Genomic DNA, 25,178 nt, shown 5'->3' on the forward strand with positions numbered 1-25,178 from the left:
TTTTTAATCTATGATAAGGAGAAGATTGTTTTTATAACGAGGAGGAAAAAAAGGATGTCAATCCAATTAGCCGAAGGCGTTCAATTACATGTTTTGCCAACTAAAAAATACAAAACCGTACAAATGGTCGTGAAATTACGCACGCCTCTAGACAAAAAAAGTATTACAAAAAGAGCCTTGCTCTCAAGTTTGCTGGAGACCAATAGTGAAAAATACCCAACACAGACAGCTTTAAGAAGCGAATTGTCTAATCTTTATGGAGCTAGTTTCGGCACCTCTATCAGTAAAAAAGGGACGTCCCATATTTTATCGATAGGGTTGAATGTAGTAAACGAGAAGTATTTAACGATGGGAGATTCTGTTTTAAAGGAAGCCATTGCGTTTTTAAAAGAAATTATTTTTAAACCGAATGCGACAGATGGGCATTTTGACGAAGAAACGTTTAGACGAGAAAAAGAAAATTTGAACGATTATTATGATTCAATTGCAGATGACAAACAAACTTATGCCAGTTTAGAGTTGCAACACTTATTTTTTGACGATGAGGGGCAACAGACACCTAGTATCGGAACAAAAGAAGATCTAATTGAGATTACTGCTGTTGATTTATATCATTATTATCAAAAAGCCTTAAAAGAAGATCAAGTGGATATTTATGTTTTAGGTGATGTTGAAAAAGAACAAATAGAAGAGCAATTCAAACTGTTTCCATTTGAAGCTAGAAACATAGCGAAACAAGAGGCTTTTTATGCAACGGAGACATTCGAAAAAGTGGTTTCTAAAATAGAAGAACAAGATATCACACAAGCTAAATTTAATTTAGGTTATGCAACGAATATCTTTTACCATCAAAAAAATTATTACGCAGGACAAGTTTTTAATGGTCTTTTTGGCGGGTTTCCTCATTCTAAGTTATTTATGAACGTTCGCGAAAAAGAAAGTTTGGCTTACTATGCATCTAGTTCTCTAGATACGTTTAGAGGCATGATGAGTGTTCAAACAGGTATTGAAAGTAAAAAGGTTGACCAAGTAAAAGAAATCATTACCATGCAGTTAAAAGAAATGCAAGCGGGTAATTTTACAGATGAAGCGTTAAATCAAACTAAAGAAATGCTGAAAAATCAATTATTGCAATCAGAAGATCATTCGGGAGCCATTATTGAGCGAATGTATGCAAATCAAATGGCCATAGGAAAAGTTATTAATTTAGAAGAGTGGATAGCCGATATTGAAGCAGTGACAACGGAACAAGTTATCGAAGTTGCTAATCAAGTGAAATTAAAAGCGACATTCTTCTTATCTGGGGAGGTTAACTAATGGAGAAAAAAGTTTATAAACAACTAAATGAAACGCTTTACACTGAAACCTTGGAAAATGGCTTATCGGTCACTTTATTACCAAAAAATGAATTTCATAAAACATACGGTTTATTTACGACAAAATATGGTTCGATCGATAATCAATTTGTCCCACTCGGCGAAAGCGAAATGACTAAAGTGCCGGATGGCATCGCGCATTTTTTAGAACATAAGATGTTTGAAAAAGAAACAGGCGATATTTTTCATGTATTTGGAAAGCAAGGGGCTTCGGCTAATGCTTTCACTAGCTTTACACGGACAAGTTATCTCTTTTCCAGCACTAGCCACGTTTTAAAAAATATGGAAACTCTTTTAGATTTTGTTCAAGAACCTTACTTTACCGAAGAAACCGTTAATAAAGAAAAAGGGATCATTGCTCAAGAAATTCAAATGTATGAAGATGAACCCGATTGGCGTTTGTTCTTTGGTATTTTGGGCAACCTTTATCCAAAGCATCCACTGCACATTGATATTGCAGGAACAGTCGACAGCATTATGGATATTACAGCAGACTTATTGATGGAAAGTTATCAAACGTTTTATCATCCTAGCAACATGAATTTGTTTGTTGTAGGAAAAATGGATCCAGCAGAAATGATGGATTGGATTCGAGAAAATCAGGCTAAAAAAGAATTTCCTGCAGCGACTGAAATCAAGCGTCATTTTCCAGAAGAAACTGTTGCAGATATTGTACCTTTTGCTTCTATCACCATGCCTGTGAACCGTGCTAAAAGCATAGTAGGCGTTAAAGGAATTGGGCCGGCTCCGGAAGGAAAAGCGGCTTTGGCATACAAAACAACTATGGATCTCTTGCTAACGTTGTTATTCGGACCGACTTCAGCTAATTATTTGAAGCTTTATGATAGTGGAATTATCGATGACAGTTTTTCATACGATTTTAGTTTAGACCGTACATTCCATTTTGTCGATATTGGGGGCGATGCAAAGGACGCAGAAGCTTTCAGTACCGTAGTGAAAGAAATACTATTAACAGCCAAAGAAAGTCCAGAACTAACGGAAGAAAATCTAACCTTAGTGAAAAAACGGATGATTGGACAAGTTTTGCAATCGTTAAATTCTTTAGAATACATTGCCAATCAATACAGTCAACAAGCTTATGGCGATGCAACGTTATTTGATTTGGTTCCTATTATTGAAACTATAACGCTTGATCAATTGAAATCATTAGCAGAATGCTTTATGCAAGAAGCTCATATGAGTGTCTTTCATATTTTGCCTAAAGGAGCCGATGAAGCGTGAAAGCAGCTTTGATCATGGGAGCAAGCGGCGACATTGGTAAAGGAATTGCTGAAGAATTAGCCGGAAATGGCTGGTCATTGTATCTGCATTACCATTCCGATAAAGAAAGTGTAGAGCAGCAACTGCAAACGTACCGTTTCGCTTATCCCAAACAAGATTTTTTTGGTATTCATCTAGATATGACGGATGAGACTGGAATTGCTGTGTTCACCGAAAACATTTTTCAGTTGGATGCAATTATTTTTGCTAGCGGGTTTACAACCTTTCAGCTGCTAACGGAGGTTACTTCGGCTACAATGGATCAAATGTGGACCGTTCATGTGAAAACACCTATTTTATTGGCCCAGCGATTGCAGACTAAGTTGTCCTATTCAGGTAACGGCCGTATCGTTTTTATTAGTTCTGTTTACGGAGAGGCCGGAAGCCCGATGGAGGTGCTGTACAGTACGACAAAAGGGGCACAGTTAGCTTTTGTTAAAGCTTACAGTAAAGAAATAGCCAGCCTTGGAATTACGGTCAATGCAATTTCTCCCGGAGCTATTGCAACTAAAATGAATGCAACTTTCAGTCTAGAAGAAGTAGCGGAACTGGAAGCAGAAATCCCTGTTGGTCGGATGGGAACCATTTCGGAAATCAGTTTTTGGGCCCATCAATTATTGGATCCAAGAAGTGCTTACTTGACTGGACAATCGATTGTAGTGAGCGGCGGCTGGTTAAGATAACGAGCCGCAGAGCTGTCGAATGTAAAAGCATCCGATTAAAAAGGACAGGTTAAATAAAAAGAGATGTTTCTGAGTGTTTTGATGTGTTATAATTACAATGATATGAGCTTTTTATGCTCTCTAAACAAGAGAACAGGTAGGTGAAGACTTCATGAATGAAATCGGTGAAAAGTTACAAGAGGCTAGAAAAGCCAAAGGGTATACTTTGGATGATTTACAACAGATGACTAAAATACAAAAACGTTATTTGATTGCAATTGAAGAGGGCAATTATAATGTTATGCCAGGAAAATTTTATGCACGTGCTTTTATCAAACAATATGCGGATACAGTTGGATTAAATGGGGATCAGTTATTAGAAGAGTACACTGATATCGTGCCTCATACACACGATGAAGAGTATGTTGAAAAAGTATCCAGCAGCCAAACACGTTCTGGAAATAAAACAGGGAACGAATTACTCGGAAAAGTTCAAGATTATTTGCCGACTTTGGTTATTCTGTTGGTCGTTGTGGTTATTGCTGCAGCTATTTATTTCGCTTTTATTAAAACCAATCAATCTTCTCAAGAAAGTTTGATAACGAAAAACTCAGAAAGCGTAGTCGTTTCAAGCGCTGTTTCTAATTCGAACGATGCAAAAGATTCCTCAACTGAAGACTCTGCTACATCAGAATCAGAAAAAGAAGAAACGAAACAGGTTGTTTCTGTCCTGTCATCAACCGGTTCTCAAACAACCTATTCTGTAACAGGAACTACTGCAGAAAACACTGTTTCATTATCTGCTGAAGGCGGCGAAAGCTGGGTTAGTGTTGAAGCGGACGGAACGATGATCGATCAAGCGTTATTGACAGATGGCGATGTCTTGGATGCTGCTATTCCAGCTGATACAAAAACGGTTAACATCGTCGTGGGGAATGCATCTGTAACGGGTGTTAAATTAAATGATGAAAACGTAGATTATGCGCCTGAAGCAGCTAACGCCGTGACCCAAAAAATTGAGTTTCAATTTGAAGAAACAGAATAAACGAAATTGAACAATGAGAGTCCCTTATGTATGGAATACATCAGAGAGGATTCTTATTGTTTTGATTTTAACGTACTTAGAAAAAGAATAGAGAGAAGGCGATGTTTTGAATTTACCTAATAAACTTACGGTTGTTCGGATTATTATGATACCTGTATTTGTTATTATTTCCTTAGTTCCTTTGGATTGGGGTGTTTGGCATGTGTGGGGTTCAACCATTGAAATCACCCAACTGAGTGCTGCAATTATTTTTGCTTTAGCTAGTTTAACCGATTGGTTAGATGGAAAGATTGCCCGTTCTAGAGGATTGGTAACTAATTTTGGAAAGTTTGCTGACCCTTTAGCCGATAAAATGTTGGTTATGACAGCTTTGATTGTTTTAGTTGGACAAGGACTTGCTCCTTCATGGGTAGTAGCTATTATCGTCTGCCGCGAACTAGCTGTGACAGGTTTACGTTTATTGTTAGTAGAACAAGGTGGAACGGTGTTAGCAGCAGCATGGCCTGGAAAAATAAAAACGGCAACACAAATGATTGCGATCATTTTGTTGCAGATCGACAATTTACCATTTGCAGCTTTAGGGATTCCAATGGCTAGCATCATGCTGTACATCTGTCTGTTTTTCACTATTTATTCGGGAATCGATTATTTTATTAAAAACAGTGCAGTATTTAAAGGATCTATGTAAAAAAAATAGGAAGGAATGTTTTTAGTTAATTGAAGCATTCCTTTTTTTGTTGCCTCTAACCTATGCTAAACTACTACTAAGTAAAATCTGACTAAGAACACCTTTATTGAGTCAGAGGTCATTAAAGAACGAGGAAAAAGACAAAAATAAATAAATAGTGCATATACTAAAGTAAGGAGAAAAAAGATGAACGCTGAAATTATTGCTGTTGGAACGGAATTATTATTGGGACAGATCGTCAATACGAATGCTGCTTTTTTATCGCAACAACTCGCAACGTTAGGAATTGATGTGTACCACCAAGTTGTTGTAGGAGATAATCCGACCCGATTAAAAGAAGTGATCAAAATAGCAGAACAAAGAAGCGATTTGCTAATTTTAACGGGTGGCTTAGGTCCTACTAAAGATGATTTGACTAAGCAAGTGCTGGCAGAACATTTAAACAAAGAGTTGGTTTTGGATTCAGAGACTATGGCTAACATCACTGATTATCATAAAAAAATGAATCGGACAATGACGGAAAACAACCGGATGCAAGCACTGGTAATAGAAGGTGCAATGGTTTTGAAAAATCCGAATGGTTTAGCTGCTGGGATGTTTATCAAGCACAATGAGCAGACTTATTTACTATTTCCTGGTCCCCCGCATGAATTGAAAGCCATGTTTGTTCAAGAAGCAAAACCAATACTGCTAAGTTATGCTGATAAAGAAGATGTTTTAATGTCAAGAGTAATGCGTTTTTTTGGTATCGGAGAATCGCGTTTAGTTACTTTATTAGATGATTTGATCGAAACCCAAACCAATCCCACACTCGCTTCTTATGCGGGAGTCAATGAAGTGAGCGTGCGTTTGACGGCCAATGGAAGGACTGAGACGGATTGTCAAAAACTATTGGATGACTTAGAGGGAAAGATCCAAGACCGTGTAGGAGACTATTTATATGGGTATGGGGAAGAGACGCGCTTGGTCGAAGTAGTTGGTGAGCTGATCAAAAAACAACAATTGACTCTAACAGCTGCAGAGAGCCTGACAGGTGGAGCTTTTCAAAGTATGTTGACAACGACGGCTGGCGTTTCTGAATACTTTGAAGGGGGAGTAGTGACATATAGCAATCGTATAAAAGAAGACATCCTCGGTGTATCAAAAGAGACCATTGAACAATATGGGGTAGTCAGTGCACACTGCGCCATTGAAATGGCACAATGTGTTAAGAATCAATTTGGAACAGATATCGGTGTCTCCTTTACCGGTGTTGCAGGTCCTGCAGAATTAGAAGGACAAAAATCAGGAACGGTTTGGATTGGCTATGCTTTTAAAGATACCGTTTCTTATGCTAAATGCTTCCATTTTGGAAAAGGGCGCAACAGCAATCGCGAACAAGCAGTCTTATCGGCTCTGGATATGATCCGACGAGAATTGTTAGGGAAACCTATTGAGGGAAAAACTTATCTAAAAGATTAAAAAACCTGTTGGAAAAACAAACCGAATGTTTGTTCGCTTTTTTCTTGCTTTTAAATCAAAAAAAAGTTATAATAAGACTTGCGAGACTAATTAAAACAACTAACTAATTGAATGAATTTTGACAGATAGAAAGTAGTCAAGGAGGACACATTAATGGCAGAAGACCGTAAACAAGCATTAGATGCAGCATTGAAAAAGATTGAAAAAAACTTTGGTAAAGGTTCCGTAATGAAACTAGGGGAAAAAATCGATACCCGTATTTCTACTGTTCCAAGTGGCTCTTTAGCACTGGATGTTGCATTAGGAGTGGGCGGTTTCCCAAGAGGCCGAATCATTGAAGTTTATGGACCAGAAAGTTCTGGTAAAACTACAGTAGCACTGCACGCTGTGGCAGAAGTTCAAAAACAAGGCGGAATTGCCGCTTTTATTGATGCAGAAAATGCTCTAGATCCTAAATATGCTGCGGCATTAGGAGTAGACATTGATGAATTGCTTTTATCACAACCCGATACCGGTGAACAAGGACTAGAAATTGCTGATGCATTAGTATCAAGTGGAGCAGTTGACATCGTTGTAATTGACTCAGTAGCTGCTTTAGTACCGCGTGCAGAAATTGAAGGCGAAATGGGGGACAGTCATGTAGGGCTGCAAGCTCGTTTGATGTCTCAAGCTTTGCGTAAATTATCCGGTTCAATCAATAAAACAAAAACCATTGCGCTATTCATCAACCAAATTCGTGAAAAAGTTGGTGTGATGTTTGGTAACCCGGAAATTACTCCTGGTGGACGTGCTCTAAAATTCTATGCAACAGTTCGTTTAGAAGTAAGACGTGCAGAACAAATTAAACAAGGCACGGATATTATGGGAAACCGTACAAAAATCAAGGTCGTAAAAAACAAAGTAGCGCCGCCTTTCAGAGTGGCTGAAGTGGATATTATGTACGGAGAAGGGATTTCACAAGTCGGCGAGTTAGTAGATATGGGGTCAGAAAAAGACATCATTGATAAGTCGGGTGCTTGGTATTCTTATGAAGGCGAACGTATTGGTCAAGGACGCGAAAATGCTAAAAAATACTTTATAGACCATCCTGAATTACGAGCTGAAATCGAAGAAAAAGTTCGAGCAGCTTATGGTATTGGAGATGCACCAGCAGAGCCTGTTGAATCTGCTAAACCAGAAGAAATAAAAGAAGCAAAAGCAACTGTTAAAAAGAAAATTGCACCAGAAGAGATATAAACTTTATTAATAAGCCTAACAAAAAAACCATTCGTTTAGATTGGTTTTTTTGTTATAGAGAAAAATGAAAAAGATAAAGGAAAATAATCGATAAAATAGGATAGCGTTCTCATTTCAGGAACAAAAATGACCGAAACACCTCTAAAAAACATTATTAAGTTGACATGTTTGATGAGGACAATTAAAATTAAGATATCTATTACTTTATCTTTAGATAACAGGTAGGTTTTATTGGTAAATAAGTGTGTAGCTCTACCAAATAATTGATAAATAATAAATGACAAATTAAATATATGATACGGAGGTGGAAGAATGAATTTTATCAGTATAGCCTTCGCTATCGTTACTTTAGTTGTCGGTCTTTTTGTAGGATATGCTATCCGCAAATCAACCCATGAAAAAGAACTGGCTGGTGCTAGAAACACTGCAACTGGAATATTGGATGAAGCACAAAGAGAAGCAGAAACCATGAAAAAGGAAGCGATGTTAGAAGCGAAGGATGAAAACTACAAATACCGAACTGAAATTGAAACTGAGCTGAAAGAGCGAAGAAATGAGGTTCTAAGACAAGAAAATCGTTTGGTACAACGGGAAGATAACATCGACCGTAAAAATGATGGCTTAGAAAAGCGTGAACAACTGCTTGAAGCAAAAGAAGAGAAATTAAGTTCAAGACAACAACTAGTGGACGATTTGGAGAAGAAAGCGAAAGAATTGGTTGAGCAACAAGAAACCGAACTAGAACGTGTAGCTGCACTTTCAAGAGAAGATGCGAAACACATTATTATTCAAGAAACAGAAGATGACCTGTCACACGAATTTGCGGTAATGGTCAAACATTCAGAAGAAAAAGCTAAAGAAGAAGGCGATCGCCGTGCGCGTAACTTGATCGCTTTGGCCATTCAACGGTGTGCTGCAGATCAAGTATCCGAATCAACAGTTTCCGTGGTTACCTTACCAAATGATGAAATGAAAGGCCGCATCATTGGACGAGAAGGACGGAATATCCGAGCTTTGGAAACATTGACCGGTATTGATTTGATTATCGATGATACGCCAGAAGCGGTTATTTTAAGCGGCTTTGATCCGATTCGTCGTGAGATTGCTCGTATGACGCTTGAAAAATTGATTCAAGACGGCAGAATTCATCCGGCCCGAATTGAAGAAATGGTTGAAAAATCACGTAAAGAAATGGATGAACGTATTAGAGAAATTGGAGAACAAGCGACCTTTGAAGTGGGAGTCCATTCCATTCATCCAGATATTATCAAGATATTAGGACGCTTGCGTTTCAGAACAAGCTATGGGCAAAATGTTTTGCAGCATTCGATTGAAGTTGCAAAATTAGCGGGCGTATTAGCTGCTGAATTAGGCGAAGATGTGACTTTGGCTAAACGTGCAGGCTTGTTGCATGATATTGGTAAAGCTTTAGATCATGAAGTTGAAGGTTCACATGTAGAGATTGGCGCAGAAATCGCAATGCGCTATAAAGAAAACTCAACTGTGATCAACGCTATTGCTTCTCATCATGGCGATATTGAAGCCACATCTGTGATTTCTGTTTTAGTCGCTGCTGCGGATGCTTTATCTGCTGCTAGACCAGGAGCAAGAAGCGAATCGCTTGAGAATTACATTCATCGTTTAGAAAAATTAGAAAGTATTTCTAATGGTTTTGAAGGAGTAGAACAAAGTTACGCCATACAAGCCGGACGCGAAATCAGAATTATGGTTAAACCAGATAAAGTTGATGATTTGGAAGCTGTAAGTTTGGCGCGTAATGTCCGCAATCTGATTGAAGATGAGTTAGATTATCCAGGACATATCAAAGTAACGGTTATTCGTGAAACACGAGCGATCGAGTACGCAAAATAAAATGAGAATCAATGAAAAAACGAGACGACTATGCTTTAGTTGTCTCGTTTTTCGTTTAAGCTGTAAAAGAAAGGAATGTTTTTTCGTGGCTTTTCTTTACACAGATTTATTGTTAAAATAGAATAGATGCAACTAATAGAGAAGAGGCAATAAACATGAGATTATTATTTATTGGAGATGTCGTAGGTTCGATGGGCCGGGAAATGGTACACGATCATTTAGCAAAGTTAAAGCAAAAGTACAAACCTCAAGTCACCATTTTAAACGGCGAAAATGCAGCAGCAGGACGCGGAATTACCGAGAAAATTTATAAAGGTTTTTTACAAGATGGCGTAGATATTGTAACCATGGGAAACCATACTTGGGACAATCGAGAAATTTTCGAATTTATTGAAGATGCAAAAAAAATGATTCGACCGGCTAACTTTCCTGAAGGTACGCCTGGGAAAGGCATTGCTTATATTAAAGTGAATCAATTGGAATTGGCTGTTATCAATCTACATGGACGAGTGTTTATGTCAGATGTTGATGATCCTTTCCGAAAAGCAGATGAACTTGTTGAAGAAGCTGGTCAACGCACACCTTTGATTTTTGTTGACTTCCATGCTGAAACAACCAGTGAAAAACAAGCGATGGGCTGGTATCTTGATGGTCGCGTATCGGCTGTTGTTGGCACTCATACTCATGTTCAAACGAATGATGCGCGCATTCTACCTGCAGGCACAGCTTATTTGACCGATGCAGGTATGACAGGACCGTACGATGAAGTTTTGGGTATGAACCGTGATGCAGTAATAAAACGCTTTTTAACCCAAATGCCGACACGTTTTGAAGTGCCTAAAGAAGGACGTAAAATTTTATCCGGTTGTTTTATTGAACTTGATGATACAACGGGAGCAGCAAAAAAAATTGAACCAATCGTTATCAATGATGATCGACCATTTGGCGGAGACTTTTAATCAAAGGGACATAAAAACAGGAAAAACAAAAGGAAAGTATGAAAAGGGGGGATTAGCATGCCGCAAAAAACACAACATACCCCAATGATGGTGCAATATTTAGGAATCAAAGAGCAGTATCCAGACGCCTTTTTATTTTATCGCCTGGGAGACTTTTATGAGCTGTTCAATGAAGATGCGATCAAAGCATCACAATTACTGGAAGTTACTTTAACGACACGAAATAAAAATGCAGAAAATCCTATTCCAATGTGCGGCGTACCTTACCATGCTGCAAAAGGGTACATTGATGTTTTGATTGAAAAAGGCTATAAAGTGGCAATCTGCGAACAAGTAGAAGACCCAAAAACGGCTAAAGGTATGGTGAAACGTGAAGTTGTTCAGCTGATTACACCTGGTACGGCAATGGATTCTAAAACGATCGATGCAAAAACCAATAATTATTTGGCTGCTCTTTCGGTCACAGAAGAACAACAAATAACTATCGCCTATGCTGATTTAAGTACCGGCGAGCTGAAGGCTGCCCAACTAACTTCAATTGATGATGTTATCAATGAATTAAGCAGTTTAAAAACAAAAGAAGTTGTTTTTAAAGAAGCTGAGCATATTGAGCTGCAAACAGAATTACAGACAAAATTAGGCATACTGATCTCAACACAAAAAGACATTGAAGAAAATGCTGAATTTGCCTACTTGTCTAGTGAAGTAGAAAACACAGGTATTTTGTCGGTATTAAAAATTTTATTGTCTTATTTAAGTGTGACTCAAAAGAGAAGTTTAGCGCATTTACAAAAAGCAGAAGTTTATACACCGACACACTACTTAAAAATGGATCATTATTCTAAACACAATTTAGAGTTGGTTACATCTATTCGAACGGGCCAAAAAAAAGGTACCTTGCTTTGGCTAGTAGATGAAACAAAAACGGCAATGGGAGGACGCTTACTGAAACAATGGATTGACCGACCGTTGATTCAAGAAACCGCGATTCGCGCTCGACAAGACATTGTGGAAAGTTTAGTGAATCACTTTTTTGAACGAACCGATTTAAATGAAGCATTGACGCGAGTATATGATTTAGAACGTCTGGCGGGCAGAGTAGCTTTTGGGAATGTAAACGGCCGTGATTTAATTCAGTTGAAAACCTCTTTAGTACAGATTCCTCAATTAAAAGAGATCATTGAACTAATGAATAAAAATGAATGGGATTCGTTGTTGTCTGATTTAGATACGGTGCCAGAAGTTGTGTCTTTGATTGAGAATGCTATCAATGATGATGCACCTTTATCGTTGAAAGACGGCAGTGTAATCAATGATGGATTCAATCAAACCTTGGATCAGTACCGAGATGCTATGCGCAACGGCAAACGATGGATTGCTCAATTAGAAGCAGAAGAACGCGAAAAAACCGGCATAAAGACCTTGAAAATCGGCTATAATCGTGTATTCGGTTATTATATTGAAATTACTAAGTCCAATTTGGCCAATTTGCCAGAAGGAACGTATGAACGGAAACAAACGTTAGCGAATGCTGAGCGATTCATTACTCCGGAATTAAAAGAGAAAGAAACTTTGATTTTGGAAGCAGAAGAAAAATCGTTAGCATTAGAATACCGTTTGTTCACAGAAGTGAGAGAGACTGTTAAAGCTTATATTGAACGGTTGCAGTTATTAGCGAAGACAGTAGCAACGATTGATGTATTGCAAAGTTTTGCAACCATCAGTGAAAAGTATCATTACGTTCGTCCTGAACTGACATTTGACAGCCAAGACTTGATGTTGGTCAATGGACGCCATCCGGTGGTTGAAAAAGTTTTAGGTCAACAAACGTACGTCCCGAATAGTGTGGAGATGGATGCTAATACAGAAATCATGTTGATTACCGGACCAAACATGTCGGGGAAAAGTACTTATATGCGTCAATTGGCTTTAACGGTTATCTTGGCGCAAATGGGCTGTTTTGTACCAGCAGAAACCGCTAATCTGCCTGTTTTTGATCAGATATTTACTCGAATCGGAGCAGCGGATGATTTGATTTCTGGTCAAAGTACGTTTATGGTCGAAATGATGGAAGCTAACCAAGCATTGCGTCATGCGACTTCTAATAGTTTGATTTTATTCGATGAAATCGGACGGGGAACGGCGACTTTTGACGGGATGGCTTTAGCAGAAGCTATCATAGAATACATTCACAAACACGTGCATGCTAAAACCTTGTTTTCAACGCATTATCATGAATTGACGGTACTAGAAGAAGAGTTACCTGGACTGGTCAATACCCATGTAGGCGCCGTTGAAGAAGACGGCGAATTGATTTTTTTGCATAAAATGCTGCCAGGGCCAGCTGATAAAAGTTACGGGATCCATGTAGCCAAATTAGCCGGATTGCCAAATAGCTTATTATCTAGAGCAGCCGTTATTTTAGAGCGGTTAGAACAAAAAGAAGAAATCGTTTTAGGAAATCACACAGAGCCGAAAAATGTTCCACTTTCCAATGTGATGAAAGAAGAACCTACATCTGTTGGGGTATCGGAAGCAGCAGAAGGGCAATTGTCTTTATTTGGAGCACTAGACGAAACGGAATCAACGGTCATTAAAACTCTAACAGAGTTGAATTTACTCACGATGACGCCTTTAGAAGCGTTGAATGCCTTACATCAGCTCCAGCAACAATTAAATTAAGCAGATTGTTCCAGCGAGTAAAGAAAGGAGGAGAGAAAATGGCGAAAATTCAAGAACTGTCAGAAATATTAGCGAACCAAATAGCGGCTGGTGAAGTTATCGAACGCCCAGCTTCAGTGGTGAAAGAGTTGATCGAAAATGCTATTGATGCAGGAAGCACGCAAATCGATATTCTTATTGAAGAAGCAGGGTTGAGAAAAATTCAAATCATTGACAATGGCGTTGGAATTGATTCAGATGAGGTCTTGAATGCATTTAAGCGGCATGCAACAAGCAAAATTTATTCACGCGATGACTTATTTCGCATTCGTACATTAGGTTTTCGAGGAGAAGCTTTGCCAAGTATCGCCTCTGTTTCTGAGATCACATTAGAAACCTCTACTGGTAGTCAGCAAGGAACATTTGTTAAGTTAAAAGGAGGACAAGTGATCGAAGAGCGGCCTAACCAAGCTAGAAAAGGAACGACGTTGACTGTAGAAAATTTGTTTTTCAATACGCCTGCTCGATTGAAATATGTTAAAACGCTGCAAACGGAACTTGCCAATGTAACAGACATTGTTAACCGTATGGCCTTGAGTCATCCACAAATAGCGTTTCGTTTGGTTCATGATGGCAATCAGTTGACGCGCACTGCTGGAAACGGCGATTTAAAACAAACGTTGGCTGGCATATATGGGGTTTCAACTGCAAAAAAAATGCGAAAAATAGAAAAAGAAGATTTAGACTTCAAAATTTCAGGCTATATTTCATTGCCTGAAATTACACGAGCTAGTCGAAACTATATTTCTATTATTATTAACGGCCGGTACATTAAAAATTATTTACTCAATAAGGCGATTATCGCCGGTTATCGTTCAAAATTAATGGTGGGGCGTTTTCCAATAGCTGTTATTGAAATTGATATTGACCCCCTTCTGATTGATGTTAATGTTCATCCTACAAAACAAGAAGTGCGTATCAGCAAAGAAAAAGAATTGATGGAGCTTATTGAAGCCGCCATTAACGAATGTTTAAGCGGAGAGCAGTTGATTCCTGAAGCATTGGGAAATTTGGGCTTTAAAAAAGAAACGCAACAAGCGCAGCAACCTACGGAACAAACACGGTTAGATTTTGCACAATCTAGCAGCGATGAAAAAGCAGAGCGGTCAATACCGTCAAATAATTGGCACACTATGCACTCACCACCAGCTGTTGAGCAAAGTCGATCAGTAGCATTTGAGGACACGTCTGGACAGGAAATGAAGCCAGAGGATTTTGTGTTTAATGAAAAAACGGATTATTCAGCAAGCGATCAACTAGAAGACATGAAGAAAATCGCTTCCGTATCAGACGCACATCGCCAACCCTATTTGCAAACAGCAGAAAAAATGTTAACAACAGAATCTCCGGAAAAAGACCAAGTAGCTCATTTGCCATTGTTAGAATACGTTGGTCAAATGCATGGCACGTATTTATTCGCACAAAATGAAAATGGGTTATATATCTTAGATCAACATGCGGCTCAAGAACGAATCAAATACGAATATTTCCGGAAGAAAATTGGAGAGGTCAGTACTGATCTACAGGATTTATTGGTCCCTCTTTTGCTAGATTACCCAAGCAACGATGCCATCAAAATTAAAGAAAACCAAGAAGCTCTAGAAAAAGTCGGTATTTATTTGGAACCATTCGGACAGAATAGTTTTTTATTGAGAAGCCACCCGGTTTGGTTCAACCAAGGAGAAGAAGAAACGATTGTTAGAGAAATGATAGATTTGCTGTTAGAGCAAGGGACCGTTAATGTTGCTAAGTTCCGCGAAGCTTCCGCTATTATGATGAGTTGCAAAGGATCGATCAAAGCCAATCATTATCTGAATGATACCGAAGCTCGTGCGCTATTAGTAGACTTAGCAAAAACCGAGAACCCGTATAATTGTCCTCATGGTCGACCAGTATTGATCCAATTCACAACAAATGATATGGAAAAAATGTTTAAACGTATTCAAGATTCTCATTAAATGAATGAGATAGGAAAGCGAACCGATAAGTTGAAGCTTAGCATTAAATGAGCTAAAATAAATAGAGGCGCTATGGATGATTTAAGCAAAATCAAATCAGAAATGTGTTTTTAGAACTAGAGAGGAGCCTTAAAATGACAAAATTTAGTCAAGAAGAACTCAAACAAACATTAACTCCTATTCAATATGAAGTCACACAAAATGAAGCAACCGAACGTCCTTTTACTGGTGAATACGATGCTTTTTACGATGACGGTATTTTTGTAGACGTCGTCAGCGGCAAACCACTATTCTCTTCAACAGATAAATATGATGCTGGTTGTGGCTGGCCATCGTTTACTAAACCCATTGCTTCTGAAGAAGTTGTTGAAAAAATGGATCGCAAACTTGGTATGGCTCGAACAGAAGTACGCAGCAAAGAGGCAAATTCTCATTTAGGGCATGTTTTTAATGACGGTCCAACAGAAGCTGGCGGTTTGCGTTATTGTATCAACTCTGCAGCTTTACGTTTTGTTCCAAAAGAAAAACTAGAAGAAGAAGGGTATGGCACTTACCTTAACTTATTTGCTTAACCGTATTAGATTCAAAACGGTAAAGAAAAACAGATCTAAAATGAATCCAACATCCTCTCTCAACTATGAGCAGAGGGTGTTTTCTTTATTCGAAAGATACATAATGAGCTGTGAAGTATAGAACGTTTCCAAGAAATAGAATGGGAGATTTTTTGAGAATCTCCCATTCCTTCCTAGAATATGATAGAATACTAAGGGAACAAGTGTGCTGTTTAGCAGCTTAGTAAAATGAATGGAGCTAAAAACATGTATGAGTACATTAAAGGAGTGGTAACGTTTGTTACCCCAGCTTATGTGGTTGTTGAAACAGGAGGATTAGGCTATCTGCTTTATGTAGCTAACCCATTCCGTTTTTCCAGCAAACTAAATGAAGAAGTGACGATTTACGTCCATCAAGCTGTACGAGAAGATGCAATCACACTCTATGGATTTAAAGATTACAATGAAAAACAATTGTATTTAAAATTAATCAGTGTGTCAGGGATTGGACCAAAAAGCGGGTTAGCTATCTTAGCAAATGATGACCATTCAGGTTTAGTGCATGCGATTGAAAGCGAAGACGCCACTTACTTAATGAAATTTCCTGGTGTCGGAAAAAAAACTGCTTCTCAAATTATCTTAGATTTAAAAGGAAAATTGGATGATTTAGATATTCCAGCGGTTCTGACTGAAGGAAATATCCAGCAAGAATTAGCATTGCCTTCAAACCATGAACCGGCTAATGAAGCATTGGAAGCTTTAGCTGCGTTGGGATACAGCGCAAGAGAAATCAAAAAAGTTGAACCTGAGATTCGAAAATTAACTAAGGAAACAACGGATGCTTATTTAAGAGAAGCTTTACGCTTATTGATGAAGAAATAAGCAGGATCAAAATACAGAAAGGGTGAACAACAGTGACTTATGAAGACCGGATTATTTCTGGAGAAAGCGATAGTATGGACGAGCTATCGATTGAAAAATCCTTACGGCCACAGTACTTAAACCAATACATTGGACAAGCAAAATTAAAATTAGAACTAGGCATTTATATCGAAGCAGCTAAAAGCCGTGAAGAAGCTTTAGACCATGTTTTATTATATGGTCCTCCAGGATTAGGGAAAACGACCATGGCAATGGTTATTGCTAATGAAATGGCTGTTAACATACGAACCACTAGTGGGCCAGCTATCGAAAAAGCTGGTGATTTAGTAGCCCTTTTGAATGAATTAGAAGCAGGCGATGTGTTGTTTATCGATGAGATTCACCGGATGCCGAGAATGGTAGAAGAAATGCTCTATTCTGCAATGGAAGATTATTTCGTTGACATCATTGTTGGGCAAGGACCGACGGCTCATCCCGTTCATTTTCCGTTGCCGCCCTTTACTTTGATTGGTGCGACCACACGTGCTGGGATGCTATCAGCGCCTCTTCGCGATCGTTTTGGAATCGTCTCGCATATGGAATATTATACGATCGAAGATTTAAGCGATATCGTCATCCGCTCAGCGGATATCTTTCAAACTGAGATTCATGATAGCGGAGCGTTGGAAATTGCCAAACGTTCTAGAGGAACACCACGGGTTGCCAATCGGCTTTTGAAGCGTGTACGGGATTATGCGCAAGTCCAATCTGACGGCATCGTTAATCAAAAAGTAGCTGATGCAGCTTTATCAATGCTGCGTGTGGACCAAAAAGGACTGGATTATGTCGATCAAAAGATGGTTCGGACAATGATCGAAGTCTATGGCGGCGGGCCAGTAGGACTGTCTACTATAGCAGCAAATATTGGGGAAGAAATGGAAACGATCGAAGATATGGTCGAGCCGTATTTATTGCAAATGGGCTTTATTCAGCGTACTCCACGTGGTAGAATTGTAACGCAGTTAGGTTTTGACCATCTTGGTTACCCTATAAACAACTAATAAAGACAGGAGCGTTTAAACATGTTATCAACAAATGATTTTGATTTTGAATTGCCTGAAGAGTTGATTGCTCAAACACCACTAGAAGATCGCTCCGGATCAAGACTTTTGATTTTGGATAAAGAAACTGGTGAAATAGAAGACAAGCACTTTACAGCTATTTTAGATGAGTTACATGCAGGTGATGCCTTAGTAATGAATGACACGCGTGTTTTGCCAGCTCGTCTTTACGGAACCAAACCTGAAACAGGGGGACACGTTGAGGTGTTGTTGTTAAAAAACACTTCAAATGATGAATGGGAAACATTAGTTAAGCCGGCTAAACGAGCTAAAGTTGGAACGGAAATTCATTTTGGAGATGGTCGTTTGAAAGCTGTGGTCAAAGAAGAATTGGATCATGGTGGACGAATCATTGATTTTTTTTATGACGGTATTTTTTTGGAAGTCTTAGAATCTCTTGGAGAAATGCCTTTACCGCCTTATATTAAAGAACGACTCGAAGACAATGAACGTTATCAAACGGTTTATGCAAAAGAAAATGGTTCAGCAGCTGCTCCTACAGCTGGTTTGCATTTTACTGAAGAGTTATTAGAAAAAATTAAAGCTAAAGGGGTTCAATTGGTTTTCTTAACATTACACGTCGGGTTAGGAACGTTCCGGCCCGTTAGCGTCGATTCCATTGAAGACCATGAAATGCATTCTGAATTTTACCGTTTATCTGAAGAAGCCGCTAGCCAATTAAATGAAGTAAAAAAGGCAGGTGGCAGAATTGTTGCTGTAGGAACAACTTCTATACGGACTCTTGAAACCATTGGGACAAAATTTAATGGCAGCATTCAAGCAGATAGCGGCTGGACTAGTATCTTTATTTCTCCAGGCTATGAGTTTAAGTTAGTTGATGCTTTTACAACTAATTTTCATTTGCCTAAGTCAACTTTGGTTATGCTCGTCAGTGCTTTTGCGGGAAGAGAGCAGGTTCTAGCAGCTTATGAGCATGCTGTAAAAGAAAAATATCGGTTTTTCAGTTTTGGAGATGCGATGTTTGTAAAATAAACAACAAAAAAGAGAAGCGGGCTGAAAATGCCAACTTCTCCTTTGTTTTAAGAGAGGTATGAGTGAACTTTTTTTTTAGAATCGAACTGTTTGGATATTAAACTTCTTTTGAAAAAACGACATGTGATTCTTTTATACTTTATTCGTTGCGTTCATTTAAGCGTAAACTAACTATCGAGCTAAGATTTGTTTTTTTTAATCGCCTACTTAACTGATTGACTTAACTGAATGGTTATTGAAACTGGTAAATCGAAACTGAATGTTGATTTTATTTGTTTCTTTGAAGCTAAACAAAAAAGAAAGTTTGTCGTTCACTCATACGTGCATCTCTCTTTACACTCATAATATAGCATGAAAAGGTATCGCTTACAAGTTAAGTGCTTAAGAAAACCAATTTATTTTAGGTTTCGGAAATAGACCGGTTTAAAAACTTGAATAGATTGAAAAATGTCGTAGTTCGTTTATTTTTAAAATACGGATCGCAAAAATATCTGTTTCTTATTTTGCGATAAAAGGCTATATTAGGTGGTAATAAAAGCCTCTTAAGGTCTAAGCGGGTTTGCAAAAAAAGAAAATTCTTAGTATAGTTACTAAAGTGTTAAAATACGATTGACAAAAATAAAATTGCCAAGAACAATGAAAGTAGGAAAATAAATATGTCTGAACCGGCTATTAAATACCGTTTAATAAAAAAAGAAAAACATACTGGTGCTAGATTAGGAGAAATCATTACTCCTCATGGAACCTTCCCTACACCAATGTTTATGCCAGTAGGAACACTGGCATCCGTTAAGAGTATCGCACCTGAAGAGTTAGAAACTATGGGAGCAAATATTATTTTAAGCAATACCTATCATCTATGGTTAAGACCAGGAGAAGATATTGTCGAAGAAGCGGGTGGATTGCACAAATTCATGAATTGGGATAAAGGAATCTTAACCGACTCTGGTGGGTTTCAAGTATTCTCATTGAGTGATATGCGCCGCATTGAAGAGGAAGGGGTTCATTTTAGAAATCATCTGAACGGTTCGAAAATGTTTCTTTCTCCAGAAAAAGCTATCGGCATCCAAAATAAGTTAGGTCCGGATATCATGATGAGTTTTGATGAATGCGCTCCTTTTGAAGAAAGTTTTGATTATGTGAAAAAATCTGTTGAGCGAACTAGCCGTTGGGCAGAACGTGGACTAAAAGCTCATGCTAAACCCAACCAACAAGGATTATTTGGTATTATCCAAGGCGCGGGCTATAAAGAATTGCGTCAGCAAAGTGCTAGAGATTTGGTTTCAATGGATTTTCCTGGTTATTCAATCGGTGGTTTATCCGTTGGAGAGCCTAAACACTTGATGAATGAAGTGTTGGATTACACTACACCGCTGATTCCTGAGGACAAACCTCGTTATTTGATGGGAGTAGGAACAGCCGATTCTTTGATTGACGGAGTTATTCGCGGTGTAGATATGTTTGATTGTGTATTGCCGACGAGAATTGCTCGTAATGGAACGTGTATGACCAGCAAAGGGCGAGTAGTTATTAAAAATGCACGATACGAACGGGATTTTGGCCCGCTTGACGACAAATGTGATTGCTACACTTGTAAGAACTATACTAGAGCGTATATTCGTCATTTAATCAAAGCAGATGAAACGTTTGGTTTACGCTTAACGAGTTACCACAACCTTTATTTCTTGTTAAATGTGATGAAAAACGTTAGACAAGCTATCATGGACGATAACTTGCTTGAATTTAGAGAAAACTTTTTTGAAGAATATGGGTACAATAAACCAAATGCTAAGAATTTCTAACAATTCTTAAAAATGTGTAGTACTGAAGGGCAAAGTTTGGTACAGTTAGTACTAGGCTAGATCGAATCGATGAAAGAATGGAGTGAAGAAATGGATTTTATTATTACTATTTTACCTTTTGCTGCGATTATGGGATTGATGTATTTTATGATGATCAAACCACAAAAAAAAGCGGCTGAAAAAACTAAAAACATGTTGGACTCTTTGAAAAAAGGTGACGGTATTGTAACAATTGGTGGCTTGCATGGAATCGTTGATGAAATTAACGATGTAGAAAAAACGGTTGTTCTTGATTGTGAAGGCATTTTCTTAACCTTTGAAAGACGCGCAATTGCACGCATCAAAGATGTCGCTGTTGCCTCAACGATTGAAACATTTGAAGCCAATCCAGAAGATACCAACGACGTAGAATAAAATAAAAGCGATCATTTAGTGAAACAAAAGAGAGGATGAAGAGTCTTTTCTTTTGTTTTTTTTCACTACTAAAAATGAATCAATAATTGGGCAAAAAAATCCCCCAACGTAAGGAGTGTTTGATTTGGCTAATGATTCAACACCTTTATTTGAAAAGTTGGAACCCTGGTTAAACTTGAAAATCCAAGAATTCCACACACTGGGTTACCAACAGATTACAAAAGAAGATCTATGGCATTATTTAATTTATTTTTCTTGGAAAAAAGCTATTCCCAAACATTATTACCAACAAATTCGGCAAGTCATGACGTTGACTCCTAATGATTATTTAGATTTTGCCTCTGTAGAAGCGCTGATTTCTCCAGCTAGTTCATTAGACGATATGGATTTAAAAAGTTTATTTTAAGAAAAAGGCTAAGGCCTTTTTTTATATTCAATTGTGAATAAAGTTCTATTCTTATCGACAAGAGTTGTTTAGAAATCAAACTAATTCAGATAGACGAAAATCAATTATAACCTTTATACGTTAGGGTTTTAAAGGCTTTTTGTAAAATGTTAAAAACTTTCCATTAAAAGCTTTACAATTTTTGAATAATAGCTTATGCTTGTATTGTGAAAAAGATAACAATAAGAAATAGGGGGAGTAAATGATGACTTCTACAAATACAGCTTCTACAAACACGCTAGAAAAGATTGCGAAAACTGAAAAAAAGACCAATGGAAAAGAAAGAACGGTTCGCACTCAAATCGATGAAATGATTTGTAAAGGGAAAAAGTCTTTAACTATGTTAGAAACATTTGATCAAGAAAAAATTGATCATATTGTCCATCAAATGGCTTTGGCAGGATTAAGTGAACACATGACATTAGCAAAAATGGCTGTTGAAGAAACTGGTCGCGGTATTTATGAAGATAAGTGCATTAAAAATATGTTTTCAACAGAATCTATTTGGAATTCGATTAAAGATAATAAAACAGTAGGAGTTATCAGTGATGACGATCAATCACAGTTAATCGAAATAGCTACACCAGTGGGAATAGTCTGTGGGGTAACTCCAGTAACGAATCCAACTTCAACGACTTTATTCAAAGCTTTGATTTCCATCAAAACAAGAAACCCGATCGTCTTTGCTTTTCATCCTAGTGCACAAAAATGCTCCGCAGCAGCAGCACAAGCGGTTTTAACTGCCGCTGTTGAAGCTGGAGCACCTGAAGATTGCATTCAATGGATCAAGCAACCTTCTCTCGAGGCAACTAATGCATTAATGAATCATCCTGATGTTGCAATCGTTTTAGCTACTGGAGGTTCCGGTATGGTTAAAGCAGCTTATTCAACAGGGAAACCTGCTTTAGGGGTCGGTCCTGGAAATGTACCGAGTTATATCGAAAAATCAGCTAAAATCAAACGAGCTGTCAATGATATCATTGCTTCTAAGTCATTTGATAATGGTATGATCTGTGCTTCTGAACAAGCTGTTATCGTGGACCAAGAAATTTATGGAGCAGTAAAATCAGAATTTGAAAAGCATCAAGTTTATTTTGTTAAAGTTAATGAACTAGAAAAATTAGAAAATGCAGTGATGAATCAAGATAAAACAGCTGTAAATCCTGCTATTGTCGGGCAATCGGCTTGGGAAATCGCTGAACTTGCAGGGCTGAAAATACCTAAAGAAACGAAGATAATTGTAGCTGAATTAGCTGGAGTCGGAAAAGATTATCCATTATCACGCGAAAAACTTTCCCCAGTACTAGCAATGTTAAAAGCAGAATCTACTGAACATGGCTTTGACTTAGCTCAAAAGATGTTGGAATTAGGCGGATTAGGGCATTCTGCTGCTATTCATACGTTAAATGACAAGCTAGCGAGAAAATACGGGGAACAAATGAAAGCTTGCCGTATTTTAGTGAATTCACCAACAGCACAAGGCGGCATAGGAGATTTGTACAATAATATGATTCCATCCTTAACGTTAGGTTGCGGTTCATATGGGAAAAACTCTGTATCTAAAAATGTTTCCACTATTGATTTATTGAATATCAAGACAATTGCGAAACGGAGAAATAATATGCAGTGGTTTAAACTACCGTCAAAAATTTACTTTGAAAAAAACTCGATTCATTATTTGCAAGAAATGGAAAATGTTGAAAGAGTCTTCTTGGTTTGTGACCCAGGTATGGTTGAATTCGGTTATGCAGACAAAATTATCAATGAACTCTACAAGCGTAAAAATCGCGTGCAAGTAGAAGTTTTTTCAGCGGTTGAAGCTAATCCATCAACCAATACCGTTATGGCAGGGACAGAGGCAATGATCCAGTTCCAACCGGACACCATTATTGCTATCGGCGGTGGATCAGCGATGGATGCTGCAAAAGGCATGTGGCTATTTTATGAAAAACCAGAAACAGAATTTTTTGGGGCGAAACAAAAATTTTTAGACATTCGAAAACGGACTTACAAAATTCCGACTTTAGATAAAACCCGATTTATTTGTATTCCGACAACTTCTGGTACAGGTTCGGAAGTTACTCCTTTTGCGGTGATCACGGATAGCAAAACACATGTGAAATATCCGTTAGCTGATTATGCTTTAACGCCAGATGTTGCGATTATTGATCCCCAATTTGTAATGAGTGTTCCTAAATCAGTGACAGCCGATACCGGAATGGATGTGCTGACTCATGCAATTGAATCCTATGTTTCTGTTATGGCAAGCGACTATACAAAAGGGTTGAGTTTACAAGCAGTCAAATTAGTATTTGAACATTTAAGGGATTCTTATGAGTACGCGAATGAAGAATCACGAGAAAAGATGCACAATGCCTCTACCTTGGCTGGTATGGCTTTTGCAAATGCATTCTTAGGAATCAATCATTCAATAGCTCACAAAATAGGCGGTGAATACAACATTCCTCATGGTCGGACGAATGCCATTTTACTGCCTCATGTCATTCGTTACAATGCAAAAGATCCTTCAAAACATGCACTATTTCCCAAATACGAGTATTTCCGTGCGGATGAAGATTATGCGGAAATAGCACGATTTATGGGATTCAAAGGCACAACGACTCAAGAGTTAGTTGAATCGTTGATTGCTGAAATCGTTCAATTAGGAAAAGATGTCGGCATTGAAATGAGCTTGAAATCTCAAGGAGTAACGCAAGAAGTATTAGATGCTACTGTTGATCATATGGCTGAATTAGCGTTCTTAGATCAATGTACGACAGCTAATCCAAAACAACCTTTGATTAGTGAACTGCGTCAAATTATTATTGAAGCCTACGAAGGCGAATAAAAATTCAGCGTTTTTATAAATGAAAGAGCCAGAACAAAATCAACTTTTGTTCTGGCTCTTTACATCTTGATTTATGGTCCATAAAATAATTTTAGGCTTTCCTAAACTTAATTTATGGATGTATTGCTTTAAAAAGAAGGAAAAGCTATAATTAAAAGGAGTTCAGCAAGGGTAAAAAAAGGAAAAGCAGGTGATACAAATGACACCCAATAAGGAAGATTATTTAAAAAAAATATATGAACTTGGTGGGACGGATACTAAAATAAATAACAAAGAAATAGTGAAAGGGTTGGAAGTTTCAGCAGCATCCGTTAGCGAAATGATGACAAAACTATTGAAAGAAGGATTTATTGAACGAATCCCTTACCAAGGCGTACAGTTAACAGCAGAAGGACTGCGCAAAGCCAGTATACTGGTGAGAAAACATCGCTTATGGGAAGTGTTTTTAGTGGAGCATTTAGGCTATTCGTGGAATCAAGTTCATGAAGAAGCAGAAATTTTGGAACACGTTTCATCCACTGAACTAACCAATCGCTTGGAAGCTTATTTAGATTATCCAACAGTTTGTCCTCATGGGGGGATGATACCGAACAAAGAGGGTGTTTTAAATGAACCTCCTTTGCAAACTCTAGCTGAAAAGAAGGTAAATGAAAAAATTGTGATCAAGCGCGTAGCGGACCAAAAAGATCTGCTTGATTACTTAGTATCAGTAGGAGTAAAAGTCAATGACGAATACACGATTAGCGACATTGGTGCTTACGAAGGCCCCATTACAATTGAAAAAGGACAAGCAAGCATTCCGATTAGTTTTAAGGCAGCTACGAGCATTTATGTAGAAGCAATCTAAGTAGCGCCTATCCTATAAGGAAGAGTATTTTCTATTA

Annotated in this window: 20 protein-coding genes; all 20 read left to right on the forward strand. The window is 38.1% G+C overall.

Annotated elements, in window-relative coordinates; all coding sequences use genetic code 11:
• Positions 1-54 precede the first annotated feature (54 nt).
• The 20 genes from yfmF to NY10_RS11975 all read left to right on the forward strand — a co-directional run bounded on the left by yfmF (position 55) and on the right by NY10_RS11975 (position 25,141).
• Entirely contained in the window at positions 55-1,317 is a 1,263-nt protein-coding gene (gene yfmF, locus NY10_RS11880) for an EF-P 5-aminopentanol modification-associated protein YfmF (protein ID WP_058920131.1), read from the forward strand.
• Positions 1,317-2,618, forward strand: coding sequence for an EF-P 5-aminopentanol modification-associated protein YfmH (yfmH, locus tag NY10_RS11885; RefSeq protein ID WP_058920132.1), 1,302 nt, complete (start codon positions 1,317-1,319; stop codon positions 2,616-2,618). Before yfmF ends, yfmH begins: the two co-directional genes overlap by 1 nt.
• Positions 2,615-3,340, forward strand: coding sequence for an elongation factor P 5-aminopentanone reductase (ymfI, locus tag NY10_RS11890; RefSeq protein WP_058920133.1), 726 nt, complete (start codon positions 2,615-2,617; stop codon positions 3,338-3,340). Before yfmH ends, ymfI begins: the two co-directional genes overlap by 4 nt.
• Before the next feature lie 151 nt (positions 3,341-3,491).
• Entirely contained in the window at positions 3,492-4,364 is an 873-nt protein-coding gene (locus NY10_RS11895) for a helix-turn-helix domain-containing protein (protein ID WP_058920134.1), read from the forward strand.
• A 106-nt stretch (positions 4,365-4,470) separates the two neighbouring features.
• Positions 4,471-5,052 (forward strand): CDP-diacylglycerol--glycerol-3-phosphate 3-phosphatidyltransferase, encoded by a 582-nt coding sequence (pgsA, locus tag NY10_RS11900; protein ID WP_058920135.1) that lies wholly within the window; start codon positions 4,471-4,473, stop codon positions 5,050-5,052.
• Positions 5,053-5,238: 186 nt separating this feature from the next.
• Positions 5,239-6,513, forward strand: a complete 1,275-nt coding sequence (locus NY10_RS11905) for a competence/damage-inducible protein A (protein WP_058920136.1) — start codon at positions 5,239-5,241, stop codon at positions 6,511-6,513.
• A gap of 153 nt (positions 6,514-6,666) precedes the next feature.
• Positions 6,667-7,749 carry a recombinase RecA gene (gene recA / locus NY10_RS11910; protein ID WP_058920137.1) on the forward strand — a complete coding sequence of 361 codons (1,083 nt, stop codon included), beginning with the start codon at positions 6,667-6,669 and terminating at the stop codon, positions 7,747-7,749.
• Between the two features lie 312 nt (positions 7,750-8,061).
• Positions 8,062-9,621 carry a ribonuclease Y gene (gene rny, locus NY10_RS11915; protein ID WP_058920138.1) on the forward strand — a complete coding sequence of 520 codons (1,560 nt, stop codon included), beginning with the start codon at positions 8,062-8,064 and terminating at the stop codon, positions 9,619-9,621.
• Between the two features lie 155 nt (positions 9,622-9,776).
• Positions 9,777-10,580, forward strand: a complete 804-nt coding sequence (locus NY10_RS11920; protein ID WP_058920139.1) for a TIGR00282 family metallophosphoesterase — start codon at positions 9,777-9,779, stop codon at positions 10,578-10,580.
• Positions 10,581-10,637: 57 nt separating this feature from the next.
• Positions 10,638-13,262, forward strand: a complete 2,625-nt coding sequence (gene mutS / locus NY10_RS11925) for a DNA mismatch repair protein MutS (RefSeq protein WP_058920140.1) — start codon at positions 10,638-10,640, stop codon at positions 13,260-13,262.
• Positions 13,263-13,300: 38 nt separating this feature from the next.
• Entirely contained in the window at positions 13,301-15,259 is a 1,959-nt protein-coding gene (gene mutL / locus NY10_RS11930; RefSeq protein ID WP_058920141.1) for a DNA mismatch repair endonuclease MutL, read from the forward strand.
• A gap of 134 nt (positions 15,260-15,393) precedes the next feature.
• Positions 15,394-15,831 carry a peptide-methionine (R)-S-oxide reductase MsrB gene (msrB, locus tag NY10_RS11935; protein ID WP_058920142.1) on the forward strand — a complete coding sequence of 146 codons (438 nt, stop codon included), beginning with the start codon at positions 15,394-15,396 and terminating at the stop codon, positions 15,829-15,831.
• A gap of 246 nt (positions 15,832-16,077) precedes the next feature.
• The gene (ruvA, locus tag NY10_RS11940; RefSeq protein WP_058920143.1) at positions 16,078-16,692 is read left to right on the forward strand and encodes a Holliday junction branch migration protein RuvA; all 615 of its coding nucleotides are present in this window, start codon (positions 16,078-16,080) and stop codon (positions 16,690-16,692) included.
• A gap of 74 nt (positions 16,693-16,766) precedes the next feature.
• Positions 16,767-17,732 carry a Holliday junction branch migration DNA helicase RuvB gene (gene ruvB, locus NY10_RS11945; RefSeq protein WP_058920328.1) on the forward strand — a complete coding sequence of 322 codons (966 nt, stop codon included), beginning with the start codon at positions 16,767-16,769 and terminating at the stop codon, positions 17,730-17,732.
• A 21-nt stretch (positions 17,733-17,753) separates the two neighbouring features.
• Positions 17,754-18,785 (forward strand): tRNA preQ1(34) S-adenosylmethionine ribosyltransferase-isomerase QueA, encoded by a 1,032-nt coding sequence (queA, locus tag NY10_RS11950; protein ID WP_058920144.1) that lies wholly within the window; start codon positions 17,754-17,756, stop codon positions 18,783-18,785.
• Between the two features lie 656 nt (positions 18,786-19,441).
• Positions 19,442-20,587 (forward strand): tRNA guanosine(34) transglycosylase Tgt, encoded by a 1,146-nt coding sequence (gene tgt, locus NY10_RS11955; protein ID WP_058920145.1) that lies wholly within the window; start codon positions 19,442-19,444, stop codon positions 20,585-20,587.
• Between the two features lie 90 nt (positions 20,588-20,677).
• Positions 20,678-21,001 carry a preprotein translocase subunit YajC gene (gene yajC, locus NY10_RS11960; RefSeq protein ID WP_082664248.1) on the forward strand — a complete coding sequence of 108 codons (324 nt, stop codon included), beginning with the start codon at positions 20,678-20,680 and terminating at the stop codon, positions 20,999-21,001.
• A gap of 124 nt (positions 21,002-21,125) precedes the next feature.
• A complete protein-coding gene (locus NY10_RS11965; RefSeq protein WP_058920146.1) occupies positions 21,126-21,407 on the forward strand; it encodes a post-transcriptional regulator in 282 nt (93 codons plus the stop codon).
• Between the two features lie 349 nt (positions 21,408-21,756).
• Positions 21,757-24,294, forward strand: a complete 2,538-nt coding sequence (adhE, locus tag NY10_RS11970; protein ID WP_231726810.1) for a bifunctional acetaldehyde-CoA/alcohol dehydrogenase — start codon at positions 21,757-21,759, stop codon at positions 24,292-24,294.
• A 199-nt stretch (positions 24,295-24,493) separates the two neighbouring features.
• Positions 24,494-25,141, forward strand: coding sequence for a metal-dependent transcriptional regulator (locus tag NY10_RS11975; protein WP_058920147.1), 648 nt, complete (start codon positions 24,494-24,496; stop codon positions 25,139-25,141).
• Positions 25,142-25,178: the final 37 nt, after the last annotated feature.

The sequence above is a fragment of the Carnobacterium sp. CP1 genome (assembly GCF_001483965.1).
GTDB lineage: Bacteria > Bacillota > Bacilli > Lactobacillales > Carnobacteriaceae > Carnobacterium_A > Carnobacterium_A antarcticum.

Bases quoted from the DNA above. Each gene is read 5' to 3' on its own strand.
- tgt (WP_058920145.1), top strand. From the start codon at position 19,442: ATGTCTGAACCGGCTATTAAATACCGTTTAATAAAAAAAGAAAAACAT.
- recA (WP_058920137.1), top strand. From the start codon at position 6,667: ATGGCAGAAGACCGTAAACAAGCATTAGATGCAGCATTGAAAAAGATT.
- ruvB (WP_058920328.1), top strand. From the start codon at position 16,767: ATGGACGAGCTATCGATTGAAAAATCCTTACGGCCACAGTACTTAAAC.
- NY10_RS11975 (WP_058920147.1), top strand. From the start codon at position 24,494: ATGACACCCAATAAGGAAGATTATTTAAAAAAAATATATGAACTTGGT.
- NY10_RS11895 (WP_058920134.1), top strand. From the start codon at position 3,492: ATGAATGAAATCGGTGAAAAGTTACAAGAGGCTAGAAAAGCCAAAGGG.
- yfmF (WP_058920131.1), top strand. From the start codon at position 55: ATGTCAATCCAATTAGCCGAAGGCGTTCAATTACATGTTTTGCCAACT.
- rny (WP_058920138.1), top strand. From the start codon at position 8,062: ATGAATTTTATCAGTATAGCCTTCGCTATCGTTACTTTAGTTGTCGGT.
- yajC (WP_082664248.1), top strand. From the start codon at position 20,678: ATGGATTTTATTATTACTATTTTACCTTTTGCTGCGATTATGGGATTG.
- yfmH (WP_058920132.1), top strand. From the start codon at position 1,317: ATGGAGAAAAAAGTTTATAAACAACTAAATGAAACGCTTTACACTGAA.
- NY10_RS11905 (WP_058920136.1), top strand. From the start codon at position 5,239: ATGAACGCTGAAATTATTGCTGTTGGAACGGAATTATTATTGGGACAG.
- queA (WP_058920144.1), top strand. From the start codon at position 17,754: ATGTTATCAACAAATGATTTTGATTTTGAATTGCCTGAAGAGTTGATT.
- ruvA (WP_058920143.1), top strand. From the start codon at position 16,078: ATGTATGAGTACATTAAAGGAGTGGTAACGTTTGTTACCCCAGCTTAT.
- NY10_RS11920 (WP_058920139.1), top strand. From the start codon at position 9,777: ATGAGATTATTATTTATTGGAGATGTCGTAGGTTCGATGGGCCGGGAA.
- mutS (WP_058920140.1), top strand. From the start codon at position 10,638: ATGCCGCAAAAAACACAACATACCCCAATGATGGTGCAATATTTAGGA.
- adhE (WP_231726810.1), top strand. From the start codon at position 21,757: ATGATTTGTAAAGGGAAAAAGTCTTTAACTATGTTAGAAACATTTGAT.
- msrB (WP_058920142.1), top strand. From the start codon at position 15,394: ATGACAAAATTTAGTCAAGAAGAACTCAAACAAACATTAACTCCTATT.
- mutL (WP_058920141.1), top strand. From the start codon at position 13,301: ATGGCGAAAATTCAAGAACTGTCAGAAATATTAGCGAACCAAATAGCG.